Consider the following 20,173-nt stretch of genomic DNA (forward strand, 5'->3'; position numbering starts at 1 on the left):
CTACTAAACTAAAAAGCGTATAAAAATATGAGCATATCGGCTGATGTTCACAGCCTGCCAAATTTGATAGCTGGTCTCCAAATGGGGTGTAACTATTTATTAAATTATAGTTTTACATACATGTGGTCAGCTCCATATTTGGCAAAATCTTGTCATGAGACAGAATCCATCGCCCAAACAAAGTGCGCTTTCGGGAAAGGCAACAACAACACGGCACAACGTGAGGGTGTTTAAATTTGGCAGGTTCATCAATGGTGAATTTTAACAGGACGCTATGTTTCACAAAGTCTTTTTTGGGTCTGCCTGGTCTACGAGATTTCTGTTTTAGGCGGCGTCAGGCAAAGCTTGGTCAGCTGCAAGCCCATTGGCCTTTCCGGTCGGTGTGGTCGTGCGGTCTTTCATATGTTTTCGGGTTGTGTGGTGCCTCTGAGCAGAGGTTGGGTTTGTTCTGAAACGGGCATCAATATTCTTCGTGTAAACTACAATTTCCCTCTCGCACTCGTTCAAAAGCTTTGCTATTGAGCGGCATTCCGGCAGCTGCTGCTGGTCGTGCGGGTGTGGCGAAATTGGTAGACGCACCAGATTTAGGTTCTGGCGCCGCAAGGCGTGGGGGTTCAAGTCCCTCCACCCGCACCATAGTTCAGTGTATTGCATTGATTATATTTTATAAATTAGACTCAATAGAGCAACTTTCCCGATTGCCCTGAGACCTTCGCACGAAAGAAGGCGCGCTTCTGACAGCTTTTCGAGACATTTTGGGTTTCCGGTCTAGTAATAAATGCCGCAGAATGAAGATTATGTTAAAATAGCGCGACATCCTTTGATTATCGTTGCTGCAATTCGATTCTAGGTGCTGGCTGCTGGACACAGTTGGTTCAGCCCGCGCTTATCATTGTCCAGCAAGTAGATTGTCGTGTTGAGAAAATTATGGGCGGCAGAGTTGACCCATATGAAATCATCCCCCATCCTGAGCTGATCCGGTCACCGGCATGTATTTTCGCCTGGTGGCCAATTTCTTTTGTTTTTGGCAAGGTTGCATCATGTCTGACGTATCGGAAAAGCAATATGTGCTTGATACTCATCGCCTGCGAAGCCCCAGCCAAACATTGGAAATCGTAACGCCCTATTTGCGTGAAATGGGCATTACTCGAATAGCGAACTTAACCGGCCTGGATCGTATCGGATTGCCCACGGTCATGGTTGCGCGCCCGAATTCACGATCGGTTTCGGTGTCGCTCGGCAAAGGATTGTCAGTCCCGGCCGCGCAAGCGTCGGGGGTTATGGAAGCGATCGAAAGCTGGCACGCGGAACGGGTAACGGCGCCTCAACGTCTGGCACGATTTACCGATATAGCGCGCGATGCGCCGTTGGTGGATGTTGATAAGCTACCTCGGGTGACTGGTGGCCGATTTGATCCTGATGCGAACAGATTGTGGGTAGAGGGTCGGGATTTGAATTCCGCTTGCGCCCGTTGGGTTCCAATGGAGATGGTCGATACCGATTATACATCTTTGCCGATGGGTGGGCAGGTTGCTTTTCCCAGAACGACAAACGGTTTGGCATCCGGCAACAACCTGTTTGAAGCCAGTTGCCATGCGATCTTTGAACTCATCGAACGCGATGCCACCACACTGTGGCAATTTCAGTCCGCGCCAGCACGGATCCACCCAGACACTATCGATGATGACAGGTGCAAGGACGCAATAAGCATGATTGAGGCGGCGGGCCTGAACCTGGGCATCTGGGACACCACCTCGGACATCGGAATCGCCTGTTTCCGCTGTACGATCAGCGAGCCGGACGGGCAGAACGGCCACATCGGTATCGGTGATGGCTGCCATCCAGATCGCGCCATTGCTTTGTTGCGGGCCCTGACCGAAGCGGCACAAACCCGCCTCACCTATATCTCTGGCGCGCGTGATGATCTGGACCCAGAAGAGTTTACTGACCAGGCGCAGACCGAAAGATGTGCCTATATTCGCAATCAGATTGACAGCTCGGACGCGACGCAGGATTTTTCGAATACTCCGACATATGCCACCGGTTCATTCCAAGAGGATTTGAACTTGCTGACTACCCGCCTCGAAACTGTAGGTATTTCGCAGGTGATCATGGTCGATCTATCGCGCCCGGAATATGAGATCGCCGTTGTCCGAGCTGTCATACCGGGGCTTGAAGCGCCTCATGACGACCCCGATTATATCGCCGGGGAACGCGCGCAGCGTGTAATGGAAACATACGGATGAGTGTCGTTATTTTTGTGGGCCCGACGTTGACTGCCGATGTTGTGGCCCAATGCTTGGACCCTGTGATCTTGCCCCCGGTCCGGCAGGGGGACGTATATCGCGTGGCACGTGATCGTCCGCGTGCGATCGGGATAATAGACGGCTTTTTTGAGGGCGTCCCGTCGGTCTGGCACAAAGAGATTCTTTGGGCCATGGATCAGGGAATCCCCGTTTATGGCAGTGCCAGCATGGGTGCTTTGCGCGCGGCAGAGTTGGCTGATTTTGGTATGATCGGCGTGGGTCGAATCTTTGAGGATTTCTACAGCCAAACCCTGCAGGATGACGACGAAGTTGCGGTCCTGCACAGCCCAGCAGAATTGGGCTATTTGCCATTGAGCGAGCCCATGGTCTCGGTCCGAGCAACGGTTGAGGAGGCGCAAAATCTAGGCATGTTGGTCGCTGAACGTGCCGCAGAGGTTCTGCGGATTGCCAAAGGCATGAACTATCGTCAGCGCAGTTGGCCCAACATAATTGACGCGTTGAACGGGCTTTCTGGTATCCAGAGTTTTGTGGACTGGCTGCCAAACGGCAAGGTCGATGCAAAAGCGCGTGATGCCGTTGAGATGCTTGGGCGTATGGCCGAAGATCTGGCAAACGACCTTCCCTTCCCGGCGACGCAGCAACCGACCGAAGAAACGCTGATGTGGAAAGGGCTGCGTGCCCGCGTGGATGCCGATCAGAAGGCCGATCAGGCGGTTATCGACGAAGTCAGGCTGAACCCGGACATGTATACGCGGCTGCGTGAACGGGCCGCGCTGACTCTGCTGGCGCGGGAAGAGGCTGATCGGCGGGATGAAGAGCCTGACCGCCCTGCCCTGATGGAACAAATGGATGCGCACCGGCAAAAAGCCGGCCTGTCGCGCCGCGCCGCTTTGATGGCATGGCTGGACGAGAATGATCTGAGTGTCGAGGAATACGAGGCGATGCTGGCCGATGCCGCTCGGGTGCACGGCCACATTACCTCTCGGGCTTCGGTCCTTGAGTCATCGCTTTTGCGCGAGTTGCGCCGTGACGGGAGCTATGCCGAATTGCGGGATCGTGCCCATCGCAAGGCACAAAGGGGAGCTGAATCATTGACTGCCCGAGGCGGTCCCGCAAGCAGGCGCCTACCTATGGTTATGTGGTATTTTGAAACACAGCTTGACCAACCAGTGCCGGATGATCTTGAATCATATGCAGTTTCACTTGGATTGGCCGGGCGGGAAGCATTTTTTGATTTGATAGAAGCAGAGTATTTGTTTTGTCACGCGGATGCCGGATTAAATAGTACCGTTGACTAGCCGCCCAAGGCGGATCCGAGGCGTGGCCTGAAAGGGGGGTATTGTGAACTTACCAGATCACCTTGATGAAGAAGAGCCAGGAACGCGATTTCTGCTGTATCCGCAATCCCCTTTTCTGGAAGAGGACCCACAGCTTGAGCTAGTCGAAATATCGGCCCCGCAGGGCAGTATCGGCCCAGGTCCATCGGGTCCGCGCATGTACACGGTTAACCCTGTCGGAAAGACTACACCCTATGGGGCCATCGTGCCCGGACCGGATGGTCCGGGAATGTATCTGCCGCCCTGGAACGGATATATCCATCCCCCTGCAATGCCTGATGAGTTCGGTAACTTTATCCATATTGGCCCGTCGGACCCGGCTTTTGAGGCAGCGCATCTGTTTGGCTCGGCGCATTTCACGATGGACGTCTGGCAGGGCTATTTTGACCGACCAATCCCATGGCATTTCGCCCGCGATTTTGACCGGCTGGAACTGTCGCTGCTGCCAAGCCTGGACAATGCGCATATCGGTTGGGGTTTCCTTGAAACCGGGGGCACCCACGAACACGGGGACGAATATCGCCCCTACAGCCTGAATTTCGACGTGGTCGCACATGAAATCGGCCACTCAATCATTTACAGCGTCGTGGGCATGCCCACCGACGGAGATGTTTCGGGCGAGTATTACGGGTTCCATGAATCCGCCGCCGATATGGTGGCGCTTCTGGCCTCTTTGCATTTTGGCTCAGTGGTAGAGGCGCTGTTGGAGAACACCAAAGGCAATCTCTACAGCTTCAACCGACTGAATCGCTTTGCCGAACTTTCGGAAAATGCACAGATCAGGACGGCCGCAAACAACCGGTCACTATCGGAATTCGCTGCCGGATGGTCCAGTGAACATGCACTTTCCGAGCCACTGACAGGTGCAATGTTCGACATTTTGGTGGACATCTATCATGAGCGCCTGTTGGTTCATGACCTTATCACACAGGCCGAGGAAGACCTGTCCGACCAGCTAGAGGATTCACCCGATTACAGCGCGGTCATGCAGGGTATTTTTGACAAGCGATATGCCGAAAACCCCGATGGATTCCGCGTGGCACTTCTTGAGGCGCGCGATTTCCTGGGCACCTATCTGGCCGACGCCTGGAGCATGTTGGATGCCGATATGCTCAGCTATTTCGGTGTCGAAAAGGCCATGCTGGCGGTGGATCAGGAAATTACCGGGGGTGCCTTCCGTCGGATCATCGAAGGTAACTTTCGGATGCGTGATATCGGGGTGGCAACTGCCGGTCCGCGGCTGCCGGACCCCGATGAAGACAGTCACGCACACTCCGTCCGCACGCAGGTTCCAGACTGATGACAGCAAAATTCTTTTTTTTTCGGCAGATTTATGGCATTTAGAGGCGGGGTGATTTTTGAGGAGACACCGATGCGGTCATCCTCGGGATTTAATCGAAGGGGGTTCGGGTGATGAACCCATATTTGGGAGATGAGTTTATGGCGGAATCCTTGCTCAGTTTTTCGGAAGTGTTGATTTACGGCAGAGTTATCGACGATTTGGATTACGACCCTGCGAAAAAGAAAAGCAGAGGCAAAGGCAACAACAAACATCTTGATGAGCAACTCGCGAGTTCAGGAAATGACGAAGCAAAATTTGCCAAGATTTACGGGTTTGCCTATGAAGGCACCTACTACGACCTGCCCGAGCCGGTGATTTTCCTGGTTCACGGCGATGGTCAAGATGTCGCCAAAAAGGGCGAGCCACCTAACCAGGCCTCGCGCGCGCCCACGGATCCTTCGATCGGCGGTGTTGCGGCGGCGGACTATCAGGTCGCTGACGGTATCAAGTTCTGGAGCTATGATAAGTCCGATCAGACCATGCGCATGGATGTCACGACAGGCCAGTTCGAACAGGTTCTTCTAGACCTCTATTTTGGCTTTGACAGCCCTGCTATCAGCGGTGCAAAGGTCAGCGGTGCCAAAGTAAGTGGTGCCAAGGTCAGTGGCGCGAAAGTCAGCGGTGCCAAGGTCAGTGGCGCCAAGGTTAGCGGAGCCAAAGTACGCGGCGGCGACTGATTTTCGGACAAAGTCAGCAAAGAAGGCGCGGGTTATCGCGCCTTTTTCCGTTCTAAAATCCCGCTTTTTTCAGCCCTTCGACAAAGTGCTGCGTGTCGTCTTCCAGACGGTCGGGCAGCACCTTGGCCCAGCGTGACAAAGAAAAGTTCGGGTGTGCGGCGCGGTGCTTTTCAGCAATCATACGTGCCATATCCATGTTGCCCAGCTGCGCATGGCTGGCGGCCAGCATCCGTTGACCCTCGGTCGGATTGTTCATCTTGTTGACGGTTTCGATAACATCTTCATAGCGCCTGAGATTGTAATAGGCGCCGCCGAGGTGCCAGAGATACTGATCCGGAAAGTACGGGTTCAGACGCATGGCCTGTTGCAGATGCGTGATGGCAGTCTCATTTTCCCCCGAATGTGCAAGCGCATCGGCGAAATCCGAATGCATATCTGCATCATTGGGGTTGAGAGCCAAAGCACGTTGGTAAGACTGTAGCGCCGCACTATGTTCCTTGCGATACAGGTGGACAAATCCCAGCTCGCCAAATCCCCGTGCGTCTGTTGGGTCCAATTCGATCGACCGCTGTGCCAAAGACAGCGCCTGCTCGAAAGCACTGCCTGGATCTTCGGTCCACGAGTATCGCCAATCCAGATTCAACGTTCGGGACAAGGCGGCGGCGGCACGGGCATAGTTGCCATCCCGTTCCAGCGCAGATTGATAGAAGTTCTGTGCCTTGCGGTTGTCGTTGCGCGTGTATTTGAAGATGTGCTGCTGCCCCTGCAGGACAGAGCCATATGCCTCCAGATCTGAAGGAACGGCCTGAACCATAACTTGGCGCTCATGGGATTCGATCATTACGGCCGTGGCCGCGACGATACATTCAGTCACCTCGTCCAGAATATCAAATATATCGTCAATGTTTCGATCAAACCGCTCACCCCAAATCGTGCGTTCAGTGTTTGCATCGACCAGTTCCGCAGTAATGCGGATTCGACTGGAAGAGCGACGCACACTGCCACGGGCGATATACCGGACATTCAGCTTTCTTGCGGCTTCCTTCGGTGGCATGGACTGCGCCCTGAAGAAGAATGATGAGTTTCGGGCGATGACGAAAAGGTTTCTGAATTTGGAAAGGTTCAGAATGATGTCGTCGGTCAGACCATCGGCAATCCAGCCGTCAGACTCATCCCCACCGCTGATGCTGAACGGTAGCACAGCGACCGACGGAGTGTCCGGGCGTTCCAACAGATCGACAATAGCGTCGGGACGCATAGTGCCCGCCAAAGTAGCACCGGCAACCTCGCTGCGGACACAGTAGGTTGAAACCGGCGAAAGAATGTTCTTCAGATGCTGCGGACCAAGAAATTCGTACCCATACCGCAACCGGTTACAAACCTGATCATACACCGCAGAGCTGACATAGACCCGCTCGGGTTCCGCAATTTCTTGCAATCGCGCTGCAATGTTGACGTTGTCGCCATGAATTCCACGCTCATCTATCAGGATCTCTCCAAGATGGATGCCAACGCGAAACTTGATTTGCTGTTGATCTGATCCTGAATCGTTGTGCTGGGCAGAAATTTGGTGCAGCTCAACACCAAATTCGACCGCGCTGGTCGCTGTTTCAAACAGGGCCAGGATGCCGTCACCGCGCACTTCGACAACACGCCCCTGATAACGGGCGCATGCGGCTTCGATCTGCGATAGAAGTGTCTTCAATGCGTTGTAGGTGTCGAGTTCGTTCTCACTCATCAGGCGAGAATAGCCGACGACATCTGCAAATAAGACTGCACCCAGCTTCTGAGTGATTGATGAATTCGGGTTAACTGTATTCACTGGCGGTACTCGATTCCTGAGTTCTGAACGAACCCTAACTTTTGTATAACAAAAAAAGATTTGAAATGATTGGTAATAACGTCTCTTAGTCCGACCCAGTCTCTTGCGGGGGCCAACACCAGCAATCCGAGGCATTATTGCCAAGCTTAACGATGGTTTCACCGCCCAATTCTTTCGCCAGTGAATTTCGGTTTTCGAACCAATCGCTGCTCAGCAACCCGACCACAACCATATCGTGAAATTGACCATCTGCAAACCAGGCCTGACGCATCGACCCCTCGATCTGGCACCCCAGTCTGGCAACCAAGTCTCTGCTGCTGACATTATCCGCCCTATAATACGACGTCAGCCGGTTCAGCCCCAGTTGTCGAAAGGCGAAATCGGCGACCAAAGCCGTCGCTCTGATACCAACCCCATGGCGGCGCACCGAATGATCGACGAACATCGCAACGACAGCATCGCGATTGATCGGCGATATCCCCTCGAGGCCGCTCATGCCGACCAGTTTTCCCGCCGAATTCTCAACAACGAACCAACACCTGCGGCCGATGGCTGAGCCGGTGAACATGTCGCTCCAGCTTTCCTCTGTCTGTGCAAGATTAAGAGGGATGCGGGACACGCGTTCGAATTTGGCTAAATCCTCTACATTTTGAAACCAGGGCAGAATTGTCTCAAGATCGGATTTTTCCAGGGGACGCAGGACATAGGTCTTGTTGCTGGGCTTTTTTTTCACCGGAATTTCAACCTTCAATAAACATCAAAAAAATAACCCGTAGAGGATAGCATGAAAACGCCACAAACAGAAAAGATGATTGTTGCAACCCAGTAAAACAAAAAAACCGGTCCGCCGATCGGGCGAACCGGTCCGTATTAAGCTGTCAGGCTCTTAGTCGTAAAGAACTGCCGCGATCTTCGGATCGTCAATATTGGAAGCATCGTAATAGTAAAAGCCGGTGTCGATTAGGGCCGGGACTTCTTCGCCTTTCATCGCCGCGACGGCCGCCTTGACCGTTTCATAGCCGATACCAACCGGGTTCTGGGTGATTGCCCCGGTCATCAGACCGCTTTTGATCGCGTCTTTTTGGGCTTTGCCGCTGTCATAGCCAATGATGACAAGGCCTTCGGTGCCCAATTCCTGTACCCCGTTCACGACACCAATGGCAGAACCTTCATTGGTGCCAAAAATACCATCCAGATCGGGGTTTGCAGTGAGGATCGCTTTTGTCACCTCGGTTGATTTCAGATGGTCTCCCTGCCCGTACTGAACGGTGACAACCTCGATATCAGGGTATTTTTCCGCAATGCGGTTCACAAATCCATCGCGGCGGTCAATGCCAGTGCGGCTGGTCTGGTCGTGGGCTACCACTGCAACTTTGCCTTTTCCACCAATCTTTTCGGCCATTTTGTCAGCGGCAAGCCCCGCTGCAGCTAGGTTGTCGGTTGTGGCAGTAGAAACAGGAATATCACTGTCGACACCGCTGTCAAAAGCGATGATCGGGATACCCTTGTCATTTGCCTGCTTCAGCAACGGAATGGCGGCCTGACTGTCGAGTGCGGCAAAGCCGATGGCTTTTGGATTGTTTGCCAGTGCTGCGGCCAGCATGTCGATCTGACGGTCGACCATCGTTTCGTTGTCCGGTCCTTCGAATGTGATTGTGACGTCAAACTCTTCGGCTGCCTGTTCGGCGCCCTGCTTTACCGCCTGCCAGAATTGGTGCTGGAACCCTTTGGATACCAGCGGAATATAGATTTCTTCCGCCATGGCCATCGAGGCCGGAGCTGCGAGGGTGGCTGCGCTGAGCACCCCCAGAACGAAACGACGTGTTAACATGATATTCTCCTCCAGTTGGTCGTTATCTTCTTTGGTTCTAAAAATTGTTCACCCGGTCTTTTTGCGCCGCGCCATGTCGGCATAGACGGCCAGAATGATGATCGCGCCAGTGACAACGGTCTGCCATTCCTGCGCGACAGACAGAACGCGCAGCCCATTGGTCAGGACAGCCATGATAAGCGCGCCGATGAGCGTTCCCAGGATCGTGCCGCGCCCGCCGGACAGAGAGGTTCCGCCAATGACCACAGCCGCGATGGCCTCAAGTTCGTATCCCAGCCCCAAAGCGGGTTGTGCCGAGTTCAGGCGCGAGGCGATCAGGATGCCGCCGATGCCGCAAATTCCCCCGGCCAGCGCGTAGATTCGCATCTTCCAGGCGTCGGTGTTGACACCCGACAAGCGGACCGCCTCTTCGTTTGATCCCAAAGCGAACGTATAGCGGCCCAAAACAGTGCGGCTGAGGATATAGGATGCTGCAATCGCGACCAAAAACAAGATCAGCACACCGTTAGGGATAGGTACCGAGGGGATGATTTCTCCGATCAAAGACCCGCGCGAGATCTGGTCGAAGCCCGGCGTGTCATTGAAATAGATCGGTCGTGTGCCCGAGATAACCAGCGATAGACCCTTGAGGATCAGCATCATGCCCAGCGTCGCGATGAACGGCGGGATTTTCATTTTGGCCACAAATGTGCCCGAACACAGACCACAAAACGCACCCGCTGCAATGGCTGCAGCAACCCCCAAAAGCAGGGGCATGCCGAGATAAGTCAGGGCCACGCCCGCAATCACGGCGCAGAAGGTCATCAAAGTGCCAACCGACAGGTCGATTCCGCCCGTGATGATCACCAGAGTTGCGGCAACGGCCAGTACGCCGTTGACCGAAGTTGCCTGCAGAATGGCAATCATGTTCGAGGTCTGCATGAAGTTCGGCGATGCGATCGAAAAGCCGATCAACAGGGCGATGAGACTGGCAAAGGCCAGCAGCTTTTGATACGCGCCGCTTTCCGACAGGCCCGCCAGGGGCTTTTTCTTGTCTATATCCGTTGCTGTGGTCATATTGCTGTCCCTGTGACCTGCATCGCCGCCGTGCGTTGGGTGGCCAGATGCATGATGTCTTCCTGAGTGGTGTTGTTTCCGCCGGGCAGAATTCCGGTCAGCCGGCCTTCGCACATGACGGCGATTCGGTGGCTGAGGCGCATGATTTCCGGCAATTCGGATGAGATCACGATGATCGTCTTTCCCTGCGCGGCCAGTTCTTCGAGCAGTTTGTAGATTTCCGATTTTGCACCGACATCAATACCGCGCGTGGGTTCGTCAAAGATCAGGATGTCGCAATCTCGCAAAAGCCATTTTGCGATGACTACCTTTTGCTGATTGCCGCCGGACAACAGGCGCACCTCTTGCACATCCGAGGGTGTGCGAATGCCAAGCTGGGCGATATAGCCTTTGGCCGTAATGCTGATTTCGCTATCGTTCAGAACACCGGTGGCACTGGTAAACCTATCCATCGAAGCCAGAGCGATATTGTCGCGGACGTTCATTCCCGTGGCGAGGCCGAAATGCTTGCGATCCTCGGACAGGTACCCGATCCCGGCACGCACGGCATCCACAGGGGAACGGATGGACACGATCTGCCCATGTACCCGGATTTCACCGCCATCGATAGTGTCAGCCCCAAAGATTGCCCGCGCAACTTCGGTCCGCCCTGCCCCCATCAGCCCAGCAAACCCCAAGATTTCACCCTTCCGGACCGAAAAGCTGACATCTTTCAGATCCGTGCCTCGCGACAGTCCTGCGACTTCCAGAGAAACCTCGGCATCGCTCAGGTCCGGCACATCCAGAGGGTCTTCGGATACTTCGCGCCCGACCATCATCGCAATGATCTTGCTGATCGGCGTGTCGCTGGCACCAACAGTGCCAACATATTCGCCGTCGCGCATGACGGTCACGCGGTCGGCGATCTGTTTCAACTCGTCCATTTTGTGGCTGATATAGACAATCCCCACCCCTTCGGCCCTCAGGCGGCGGATGATGACGAACAGCTCGGCAATCTCGGCATCGTTCAGGGCTGCGGTCGGTTCGTCCATGACCAGAACCTTGGAGCGATAGGACAGCGCCTTGGCTATTTCGACCATCTGCTGTTTGGCAATGGTCAACCCGCCGACCAGCGCTTTGGGATCAAGGTTCAGGTTCATCGCCCCGAAGATTTCAGCGGTTTGAGCGTTCAGCGCGGCCTCGTCCAGGCGACCAAAACGTTTCCGGGGCTCGCGTCCGATAAAGATGTTCTGCGCTACGGTCAGATCATTCATCAGACTCAGTTCCTGATGGATGATCCCGATCCCGAGGTTCTGAGCCTCACGCGGGGATGTGGGACTGGCTGATTTGCCTTGAATGGCCAAGTCGCCGCCATCGCGCTGATAGATCCCGGACAGGATTTTCATCAACGTACTCTTACCCGCCCCGTTTTCCCCCATAAGCGCGTGGATTTCGCCCGAAAACAGATCGAACTGCACGGATTTCAGCGCGTGCACACCGGGGAAATACTTTTCGATCCCCTTCATTTCGACCAGTTTTTCCATCTCTCCTCCCATTTTGCCCCTACCCCTGACGAACCTGCGGCTACATAACAGCGCCGATTTGCCAGGGGACAAATTCAACGCCCCCAAAACCAAGCTCTTCGCTTTTTGTTTGTTCGCCCGATGCGACACGGATCAACATTTCGAACAACTCTTCGCCCTTGGCCTCGATACTGACCCCGTCAGTGACGATGTCGCCGCAATTCAGATCCATGTCTTCGGACATGCGGGCGTACATTTCCGAATTTGTTGCCAGCTTAATGCAGGGCGTGGGTTGATATCCGGAGACCGACCCCCTGCCCGTGGTGAACACGATCAAATTGGCACCCGCTGCGACCTGACCCGTGACTGAGCAAGGATCGAACCCGGGGCTGTCCATGAAGACAAAGCCCTTTTTGTCGATAATTTCACCAAATCTGTAGACGTCGCGCATTGGGGCCGTGCCCCCCTTGGCCACCGCACCCAGAGACTTTTCAAGAATGGTCGTCAGTCCACCGCGCTTGTTTCCGGGGCTTGGATTGTTGTCCATCTCGCCACCATTGCGCTTGGTGTAATCTTCCCACCAATGAATACGGTCGATCAGTTTTTCGCCGATTTCCGGTGTTTCTGCGCGCCGGGTCAAAAGATGCTCGGCGCCATAAATTTCAGAGGTTTCCGATAGGATTGTTGTTCCGCCATGGCGCACAAGCAGATCAGAGGCATATCCAAGCGCCGGATTGGCAGTGATGCCGGAATAACCATCCGAACCTCCGCATTGCATCCCGACCGTAATCGCACTGATCCGAGCGGGCTTGCGCACCGCCTGATTGGCCAGCCGCGCGATCCCCTCCAGCTCGGCAAGCCCGCGCTCGATCGTGCGGCGCGTACCGCCTTCGTTTTGGATGGTCATATAGCGCAAGGCACCGTCCTCGCGGATGGGGCGGCCATCAACCAGACTGGCCACTTGCATGACCTCACATCCCAGCCCGATCAGCAGAATGCCGGCAAAGTTCGGGTGCTGGGCGTACCCGGCCAGGGTGCGCATCAACGTAGCATAGCCGTCATCCTTGGCCGACATACCGCAGCCCGTGCCATGCACGATGGGCACCACCCCGTCCACGTTGGGATATGGATCAAGCAACCCGCTTTTTGAGGCCGCTTCGGCGATGAACCGGGCTACTGAACCCGAACAATTCACTGTCGTCAGAATTCCGATATAGTTGCGCGTGCCAACCTTCCCATCGGACCGGTGATACCCAAGAAAACTCCGCTCTTCGTCGATATGCGGCAAAGGGGTATTTGCGGTCGCATGGGCATAGTCCTGCTGATGGGCCCCCATACCAAGATTGTGGACATGGACGTGATCTCCGGCTGCGATATCTGCCTTTGCCTGACCAATGATCTGACCATAGCGAATGACGTTTTCTCCGGCAGAAATTGGGGCAATAGCAATCTTATGCCCACGCAGAACCTGATCCCGAAGCGGGACATTCAGCCCGGAAGGCTGCGTGCCGATCTTCAGATCTCGGAGTGCAATGACGATATTGTCGTCCGGGTTCAACCTGACTGCATCGCGCGCTGCGGGCTGAGAAGCCTTTATTTTCTGATCTGGTTGCATCATTTTCCTGTTTGCTGATCCCGACTGCTAATCGTCGGGCACGCACTTGTCAACTAACATGTTAGTATGCTAGGTCACCAAATATGAATAAACCACAGGACATAAACGCTCTGCACCTGCGCGATATTTCTACGTCTGAGGGCTCTTTGTCTCAGCGCGTTTACCTCTCAATCAAGCATGCAATCCTGTCGCTGGACTTCGCGCCGGGCGACAACCTCAGGAAGGCACCGATATGCGAACGCCTTGGCGTTTCGCGTGCGCCCGTGACCGAGGCGATTGCCCGACTTGCTTCCGAGGGTCTGGTGGATGTCGTGCCCCAATCCGGCACGCGCGTATCCTATTTCTCGATGTCCGAAATTCGCGAGGGCATGTTCCTGCGTGAAGCACTTGAACTTGCGACGGTCGCCAAAGTCGCGCGCGATTTGACCGAGGATCAGCGCAAGATACTGGGCCGCAACATGCGTCTGCAAGAGCTGCTGATCGAAGATGAAGATGTCCCCGGCTTTTACGAGGCGGATGAAGAATTCCACGGCCTGCTGATGAAATTCACAGGATTCAACAGGTTAAGCGACGTCGCGCAAACCGTTTCACTGCAAGTGACCAGAGCGCGAATGCTGCTGCTGCCTACCCCGGGCCGGGTGGTGGAAACGCTGGCCGAACACCGCGCCATTTTCAACGCGGTTCTTGAGAGAGATGAAAAAGCTGCACAGGACGCCATGCAACGTCATCTGGGGCAGTTGATGCCTCGGATTCAACGCTTGCAGCAGGAACAGTCCCACCTTTTCACGGACTCCCCTCATCCAATACGCGAGGCAGGATGACAGTTACCGCAACAGAGCTTCTAAATGGCCGCACGGCGCGACCCGTTCCGCTGACTCGGATGGGATTTGGTGGCGCGCCTTTGGGGAATCTCTATCGCAAAGTGTCAGACGAGGATGCGCAGGCTGCGCTGCAGGCAGCCTTTGATTTGGGTATCCGATTTTTTGACACTGCACCGCAATATGGGTTGGGCCGCTCCGAGCAACGATTTGGCCAGGCTATTGCCCGGTTCGGACGCGAAGAGATTCAACTTTCGACCAAGATCGGGCGTCTGCTGCTGGATTGCGCACCGCATCATGTCACACCCGAAGCCTTTGTTGATGTGCCGCAGAAACGTATCGTTTTCGACTATACCTATGACGGGGTCATGCGATCCTACGACGCCAGCCGCGACCGGTTGGGTGTCTCATGCGCCGATATCCTGCTTGTGCATGACGTCTGTGCGTTCAGTCAGGGCAGTCAGGAGGCATCTGATGCCAAGATCCGGGAACTGTTCGATGGCGGCGGATACAAAGCTCTGGTTGAACTTCGTGAAGCCGGTGAAATCTCCGCCATTGGAGCCGGTGTAAATGAATGGCAGGTCTGCGAAAGATTATCGGGCTTGGGCGACTTTGACGGGTTTCTTCTGGCAGGCCGTTATACCCTCTTGGAACAAGACGCTTTAGACAGCTTTCTACCCCTTTGCGAAAAGCGGGACGTGGGCATAATTCTTGGCGGGCCGTACAACTCGGGTATCCTCGCAACCGGCGCTGTTCCCGGTGCGAAATACAATTATGCTGATGCACCCGAAGACATCCTTGCCCGAGTTCGCCAGATCGAGGCTGTCTGCTCAGCCCATGATACACCACTGATCGCTGCTGCCTTACAATTTGTCCTTGGCCATCCCTGCGTCAAAACCGTTGTCCCCGGCGCGGTGAATGCTGCCGAGGTGCAGGCCAATGCGGCCCTGCTCGAACGTCAAATCCCCGCTGCGCTTTGGTCTGATCTGTGTTCGGAAGGATTGATCCGTTCCGACGCCCCCCTTCCCGGAGAGGCTGCCTATGTTGCGTAATATTGATCCCATCCTGTCGCCTGACCTGTTGTACACCCTGCGCGCTATGGGGCATGGCGATGAAATCGTGATTGCGGATGCGAATTTCCCCGGCTCCAGCTCTGGGCCGGGCTGCATACGTGCCGACGGGTCAAGCGCCAGCGAAATCCTAAGAGCTATTTTGTCTGTCATGCCGTTGGACACATTTGTGCCTGACCCGGCCCTGACCATGCAGGTTGTTGGCGATCCGGATGCTATACCTGAGGCCATCGCCGATTTTCAGACCATTATCAGCGAAATAGCGGACCACCCGGCCACGATACAGGGCCTTGAACGTTTCGCCTTTTACGACCGGGCGGCCACAGCTTTTGCGATCGTGCAAACCGGCGAACGTCGGCTGTATGGCAACATCATCCTGAAAAAGGGTGTTCTTGGATGAAGATCGACGCCCATCAGCATTTTTGGACATTGGCGCGCGAAGACTATGGCTGGCTGACACCGGATCTGGGGCCGATTTACGCGGATTTCGCGCCCGCGGATCTGGCCCCATTGCTGAAAGGAGCGGGAATTGACGGTACGGTCTTAGTACAGGCTGCGCCGACAGCTGCTGAGACCGAATATCTGCTGTCACTCGCCGAGCAGGCCCCGTTCATAAAAGGCGTTGTCGGATGGGTTGATTTTGAGGCCGCCGACGCACCGGAACAAATCGCACGACTGGCTGCCCACCCGGTTTTTGTCGGTTTGCGCCCCATGGTTCAGGACATTCCCGACCCATTATGGATGCTCAAGGATGGGCTGACACCGTCTTTTGACTCTCTGCAACAGTCAAACCTTACCTTTGATGCGCTGACCCTGCCGCGACATCTGGGGCCACTTCAACAGCTGCTGGATCGGCACCCACATATGCGCACGGTGATTGATCACGGTGCCAAGCCCCTGATCCGGGAGGGAGTCATGGAGGGCTGGCTAGAAGACATGTCGACATTGGCCCGAAATACAAATGCCTGGTGCAAACTTTCCGGGTTGGTGACCGAGGCCGGGGCGAATTGGACGGTAGAAGATTTGAAGCCCTATGTGGATCACCTGCTGAACACTTTCGGGCCCTATCGCCTGATCTGGGGCAGCGACTGGCCGGTTTGCACATTAAACAGCAGTTATGAACGATGGCTCGAGGCGACCGATACGCTGTTAACCGGTCTGTCACCACACGAGCATCAGGCGATACGGGGCGGTAATGCTGCCCAGGCCTATGACCTCAGGGACTAGATTGATCTTTCCGAGGCTGTATGCCGATGGGATTTTGCCGTCGTGGTTCCCCGAAGCTTGGATTTTAGAAGGAGAGTGAAATAGATATGACATCATCCGAAAACCTTGGCCGTCTGGCTGGAAAAACTGCTCTGATCACCGCTGCGGGACAGGGCATAGGGCGTGCAACAGCCGAATTGTTCGCCGCCGAAGGTGCACAGGTTTTTGCCAGCGACATCAATGATACCTCTCTGGCAGAGTTGCAAAATATCCAAGGCGTTACGTCGGTAAAACTTGACGTAACCGATGCGGCGGCAGTGCAGGCCTTCGTCGCGGACACGCCCCCGTTGGATGTTTTGTTCAACTGCGCAGGATATGTGGCTGGCGGGTCCATTCTGGAATGTGATGAACGTGACTGGGATTTCAGTTTTGAGCTGAACGTCAAATCGATGTACCGGCTGATCCAATGTGCCCTGCCAACTATGCTGGAGCATGGTGGCGGGTCTATCATCAACATGTCTTCGGTCGCCTCTTCGTTGAAGGGCGTTCCAAACAGGTTTGCATACTGCGCCTCGAAAGCCGCCGTAATCGGACTGACGAAATCGATCGCAGCCGATTTCGTCACACAAGGCATCCGGTGCAATGCGATCTGCCCCGGCACTGTCGACAGCCCCAGCTTGCACGACCGGTTGCGCGCAACTGGGGATTACGAGAAAGCAATGACTGATTTTATCGCGCGGCAACCCATGGGCCGCATCGGAACCGCAGATGAGATCGCGGAACTTGCGCTCTATCTGGCCAGCGATGCCAGCAAATACACAACCGGACAGCCCTTTGCCATTGATGGCGGCTGGACGATTTGAAGCAAATGAGGAATGTGAAATGAAATTGCTACGATACGGCCCAGCAGGCGCGGAAAAGCCGGGCATAGTTGATAAAGACGGCACTATCCGGGACCTGTCGGGGATCGTCGCCGACATTGCTGGGGAAGCGCTTAGCGATGAAACCCTTGCACGGCTGCGCGCGCTGGATCTTGAAACGCTGCCACCCGTCGATGCCGACAGCCGTATCGGCGCCTGTGTTGGACGTGTCGGAAAGTTCATCTGCATCGGTTTAAACTTTGCCGATCACGCGGCCGAAAGCGGCATGGACCTACCTGCTGAGCCGGTGGTCTTTTTCAAAGCGACATCCGCCATCATAGGCCCCGATGACACGGTTGAAATCCCCCGCGGGTCAGTCAAGACCGACTGGGAGGTGGAACTGGGCGTCGTCATCGGAAAAGAAGCAAAATACATCTCGGAGGATGAAGCACTGGCCCATGTGGCAGGATATTGTGTGATCAATGACCTGTCAGAACGGGATTTTCAACTGCACCGTTCAGGTCAGTGGGTCAAAGGTAAATCCGCAGATACGTTCGGCCCAATCGGTCCCTGGCTGGTGACACGGGACGAAATCCCTGATCCCCAAGACCTGCCAATGTATCTTGAGGTGAACGGGCATCGGTATCAGGATGGCTCGACCAGAACGATGCATTTCAGTGTCACAGCGGTGATCTCGCACCTGTCGCAATTCATGTCACTACAACCCGGCGACGTGATCTCGACCGGGACACCCCCCGGTGTGGGTCTGGGGCAAAATCCGCAGGTTTACCTCAAACCTGGAGACAAGATGGAACTGGGGATCGAAGGTCTGGGGGTTCAACGTCAGAACGTCATACAGGGATAGTCCCTGGGACCTATCAAGTGGTGCTCATTCGGTTATTCTGGGTGGGTTTCCTCGGACCAGGATCGCCGGAAATTATGCGGTGATATTCTGAATCGGTTCCGGAAATGCACAGAAAGCCTATCCGTACTGGAAAACCCGGATGCAAAGGCTATCTCAGAAACGCTCAGGTTTGTTTCATTCAACAGGGCAAAAGCACGGTCCAGCCTGAGTTCATTGTAGAACCGTCCCGGCGACATGTTAGTGTGCTGCCTGAACAGCCGCTCCATATGCCGCCGGGACAGGGACGCCTGATCCGCTATTGCCTCGAGGCTGAGCTGCGTTTCAATATTCTCGCGCATGATTTGCACCGCTTCGATCAATTTGGCATTTCGCGTGCCCAAAAGCGCCGAAACCGGCGATACCTGTTTGCTACCGCCTTCTCCCAGCCTTCTGTGCAGGCACATTTCCGAAACGTTGTTCGCCAAGGCGTTTCCAAACAATTCCTCGATAACTTCAAGCATCATGTCAGTGCTGGCGTGCCCGCCCCCGCATGTTCTAAGTTTCCCGTCAATTTCATAGAGGTTCTGGGTCGGCTCCATTGTTGGGAAGTTCTCACAAAAGCCAGGCCGGTTTTCCCAATGGACGGTAAAGTTTCTGGTTCCGATCACGCCCGCCTTTGCTAAAGCAAATGCACCGGTACAAATCCCACCGAACTCACATCCATGCGCCTTTTGTCGCCGAATCCAGTTCAGGACATTTGTGTTGAAAGACCTCATCGGTTGCGTTCCGGAACACACAAAGACAAACGCTCCCTTCTCCAGGTCATGAACCGAGTGATCCGCCTGAACACGTATGCCGTTGGAACAGGTCACGGGTTCTCCGTCGGTGGAGAGCACGTACCACTCGAACAGCTGCTTTCTGGAAAGTTGATTTGATATGCGCAGAGGCTCAATCGCGGCACTGAAAGCCAGCATCGTCGTGTTGGGTAAAAGCAGAAAATAGAAGGCCTTGGGCGGCCCGTCATAGGAAACGTCCACGGAAATTGCGCCTTTTGGCAAAAAGCGCGGATTATCCATACGATCCTCTTTCATGTTTAATCCTTATAGAACGTGACCATTTTTACTGTGGCAGCCGAGGCGGCTTGAAATCAATCAACACTTTATATTCATTAGTGAATGCAAGGCTCTTGGAAAACCGGTGTCTATTTTGTATTTTGGATACAAAATTACACCAGCAGAGACTGTAACAATGCCAAGAACCCGCGCAATTCCCAGGCAAAGTTTGCCCGATGTCATCACAAATGACCTGCGCGAGCGGATTCTAAGCGGTGAGATGGCAGAAGGTGAAGCCATCCGTCAAGAAGCCCTGGCAGAAGACTATGACGTGTCACGCATGCCCATACGAGAAGCGTTAAAACGGCTTGATGCAGAGGGTCTTGTGCAACTGACCAACAATCGCGGCGCTGCGGTGACAAGACATTCGCTGTCAGAAATCGGTGAGATATTTGACCTCCGGATAATGTTGGAGGTCGATCTGTTCAGGCGTGCAATTCCACAGATGACCGAGGCAAATTTTGCCGAATGCGAAAGGTTTCTGGATGAAATGGAAACGTCCTACGAAGCCTATGATGTCGGGCGGTGGGGTGGTTTGAACTACGAATACCACAATGCGCTTTACGCTGCAGCAGACCGTGGGATCACCAATGATATACTACAACGGATCAATCTACAGTCCGATCGCTATGTCCGTATGCACCTGAGCGTTATGGAACAACGCGAGCCCGCAAAAAAGGACCATCGCCAACTGCTGACGCTGGCCGAGAATGGGCAAGTTGAGGAAGCCTGCGCGCTGTTGACCCAACATATTGGGCGTACAAAAGACCATTTGCTTGCGATGGTCACCGCTACGCGCAGTTCCGAGAGCTAA

Annotated in this window: 18 protein-coding genes and 1 tRNA gene; 12 read left to right on the top strand and 7 right to left on the bottom strand. The window is 54.6% G+C overall.

What is annotated here, in order from left to right; all coding sequences use genetic code 11:
- Window positions 1-551: 551 nt before the first annotated feature.
- The 5 genes from AC2FH9_RS07200 (at window position 552) to AC2FH9_RS07220 (ending at window position 5,623) form a co-directional block, all read left to right on the top strand.
- Window positions 552-636 (top strand) — tRNA-Leu (locus AC2FH9_RS07200).
- Window positions 637-1,040: 404 nt separating this feature from the next.
- The gene (locus tag AC2FH9_RS07205; RefSeq protein WP_496871163.1) at window positions 1,041-2,246 is read left to right on the top strand and encodes a YcaO-like family protein; all 1,206 of its coding nucleotides are present in this window, start codon (window positions 1,041-1,043) and stop codon (window positions 2,244-2,246) included.
- A complete protein-coding gene (locus tag AC2FH9_RS07210; RefSeq protein WP_496871164.1) occupies window positions 2,243-3,565 on the top strand; it encodes a TfuA-like protein in 1,323 nt (440 codons plus the stop codon). The genes AC2FH9_RS07205 and AC2FH9_RS07210 overlap by 4 nt, the downstream gene beginning before the upstream one ends.
- A gap of 43 nt (window positions 3,566-3,608) precedes the next feature.
- Window positions 3,609-4,904 (top strand): gluzincin family metallopeptidase, encoded by a 1,296-nt coding sequence (locus AC2FH9_RS07215; protein ID WP_496697021.1) that lies wholly within the window; start codon window positions 3,609-3,611, stop codon window positions 4,902-4,904.
- Between the two features lie 140 nt (window positions 4,905-5,044).
- On the top strand, window positions 5,045-5,623 hold the full coding sequence (locus AC2FH9_RS07220; protein ID WP_496697019.1) for a hypothetical protein: 579 nt from the start codon (window positions 5,045-5,047) through the stop codon (window positions 5,621-5,623).
- Between the two features lie 52 nt (window positions 5,624-5,675).
- Here the strand turns inward: AC2FH9_RS07220 and AC2FH9_RS07225 are convergent, their stop codons facing one another.
- The 6 genes from AC2FH9_RS07225 to AC2FH9_RS07250 all read right to left on the bottom strand — a co-directional run bounded on the left by AC2FH9_RS07225 (window position 5,676) and on the right by AC2FH9_RS07250 (window position 13,449).
- Entirely contained in the window at window positions 5,676-7,445 is a 1,770-nt protein-coding gene (locus AC2FH9_RS07225; RefSeq protein ID WP_281286267.1) for an adenylate/guanylate cyclase domain-containing protein, read from the bottom strand.
- An 85-nt stretch (window positions 7,446-7,530) separates the two neighbouring features.
- The gene (locus AC2FH9_RS07230) at window positions 7,531-8,178 is read right to left on the bottom strand and encodes a GNAT family N-acetyltransferase (RefSeq protein ID WP_246097210.1); all 648 of its coding nucleotides are present in this window, start codon (window positions 8,176-8,178) and stop codon (window positions 7,531-7,533) included.
- 153 nt (window positions 8,179-8,331) lie between these two features.
- On the bottom strand, window positions 8,332-9,276 hold the full coding sequence (locus AC2FH9_RS07235) for an ABC transporter substrate-binding protein (RefSeq protein WP_271948847.1): 945 nt from the start codon (window positions 9,274-9,276) through the stop codon (window positions 8,332-8,334).
- A 48-nt stretch (window positions 9,277-9,324) separates the two neighbouring features.
- Window positions 9,325-10,332 carry an ABC transporter permease gene (locus AC2FH9_RS07240; RefSeq protein ID WP_142636296.1) on the bottom strand — a complete coding sequence of 336 codons (1,008 nt, stop codon included), beginning with the start codon at window positions 10,330-10,332 and terminating at the stop codon, window positions 9,325-9,327.
- A complete protein-coding gene (locus AC2FH9_RS07245) occupies window positions 10,329-11,855 on the bottom strand; it encodes a sugar ABC transporter ATP-binding protein (protein ID WP_496871165.1) in 1,527 nt (508 codons plus the stop codon). Before AC2FH9_RS07245 ends, AC2FH9_RS07240 begins: the two co-directional genes overlap by 4 nt.
- 40 nt (window positions 11,856-11,895) lie before the next feature.
- A complete protein-coding gene (locus AC2FH9_RS07250; protein ID WP_496749951.1) occupies window positions 11,896-13,449 on the bottom strand; it encodes a UxaA family hydrolase in 1,554 nt (517 codons plus the stop codon).
- Between the two features lie 83 nt (window positions 13,450-13,532).
- On the opposite strand from AC2FH9_RS07250, the gene AC2FH9_RS07255 reads away from it, so the two are divergent.
- The 6 genes from AC2FH9_RS07255 to AC2FH9_RS07280 all read left to right on the top strand — a co-directional run bounded on the left by AC2FH9_RS07255 (window position 13,533) and on the right by AC2FH9_RS07280 (window position 18,268).
- A complete protein-coding gene (locus AC2FH9_RS07255) occupies window positions 13,533-14,270 on the top strand; it encodes a GntR family transcriptional regulator (RefSeq protein ID WP_281995093.1) in 738 nt (245 codons plus the stop codon).
- Entirely contained in the window at window positions 14,267-15,319 is a 1,053-nt protein-coding gene (locus tag AC2FH9_RS07260; protein WP_496871166.1) for an aldo/keto reductase, read from the top strand. The genes AC2FH9_RS07255 and AC2FH9_RS07260 overlap by 4 nt, the downstream gene beginning before the upstream one ends.
- The gene (locus tag AC2FH9_RS07265; RefSeq protein WP_142636301.1) at window positions 15,309-15,737 is read left to right on the top strand and encodes an RbsD/FucU family protein; all 429 of its coding nucleotides are present in this window, start codon (window positions 15,309-15,311) and stop codon (window positions 15,735-15,737) included. The genes AC2FH9_RS07260 and AC2FH9_RS07265 overlap by 11 nt, the downstream gene beginning before the upstream one ends.
- Window positions 15,734-16,564, top strand: a complete 831-nt coding sequence (locus AC2FH9_RS07270; RefSeq protein WP_496749809.1) for an amidohydrolase family protein — start codon at window positions 15,734-15,736, stop codon at window positions 16,562-16,564. Before AC2FH9_RS07265 ends, AC2FH9_RS07270 begins: the two co-directional genes overlap by 4 nt.
- A gap of 86 nt (window positions 16,565-16,650) precedes the next feature.
- Window positions 16,651-17,406, top strand: coding sequence for an SDR family oxidoreductase (locus tag AC2FH9_RS07275; protein WP_496749811.1), 756 nt, complete (start codon window positions 16,651-16,653; stop codon window positions 17,404-17,406).
- A gap of 19 nt (window positions 17,407-17,425) precedes the next feature.
- On the top strand, window positions 17,426-18,268 hold the full coding sequence (locus AC2FH9_RS07280) for a fumarylacetoacetate hydrolase family protein (protein WP_496693755.1): 843 nt from the start codon (window positions 17,426-17,428) through the stop codon (window positions 18,266-18,268).
- Between the two features lie 32 nt (window positions 18,269-18,300).
- Here the strand turns inward: AC2FH9_RS07280 and AC2FH9_RS07285 are convergent, their stop codons facing one another.
- The gene (locus AC2FH9_RS07285) at window positions 18,301-19,338 is read right to left on the bottom strand and encodes a GlxA family transcriptional regulator (RefSeq protein ID WP_246097212.1); all 1,038 of its coding nucleotides are present in this window, start codon (window positions 19,336-19,338) and stop codon (window positions 18,301-18,303) included.
- A 157-nt stretch (window positions 19,339-19,495) separates the two neighbouring features.
- Between AC2FH9_RS07285 and AC2FH9_RS07290 the strand changes: the two genes are divergently transcribed.
- Window positions 19,496-20,173, top strand: a complete 678-nt coding sequence (locus AC2FH9_RS07290; protein WP_142636309.1) for a GntR family transcriptional regulator — start codon at window positions 19,496-19,498, stop codon at window positions 20,171-20,173.

This window comes from Ruegeria sp. CDSC081 (genome assembly GCF_059610485.1).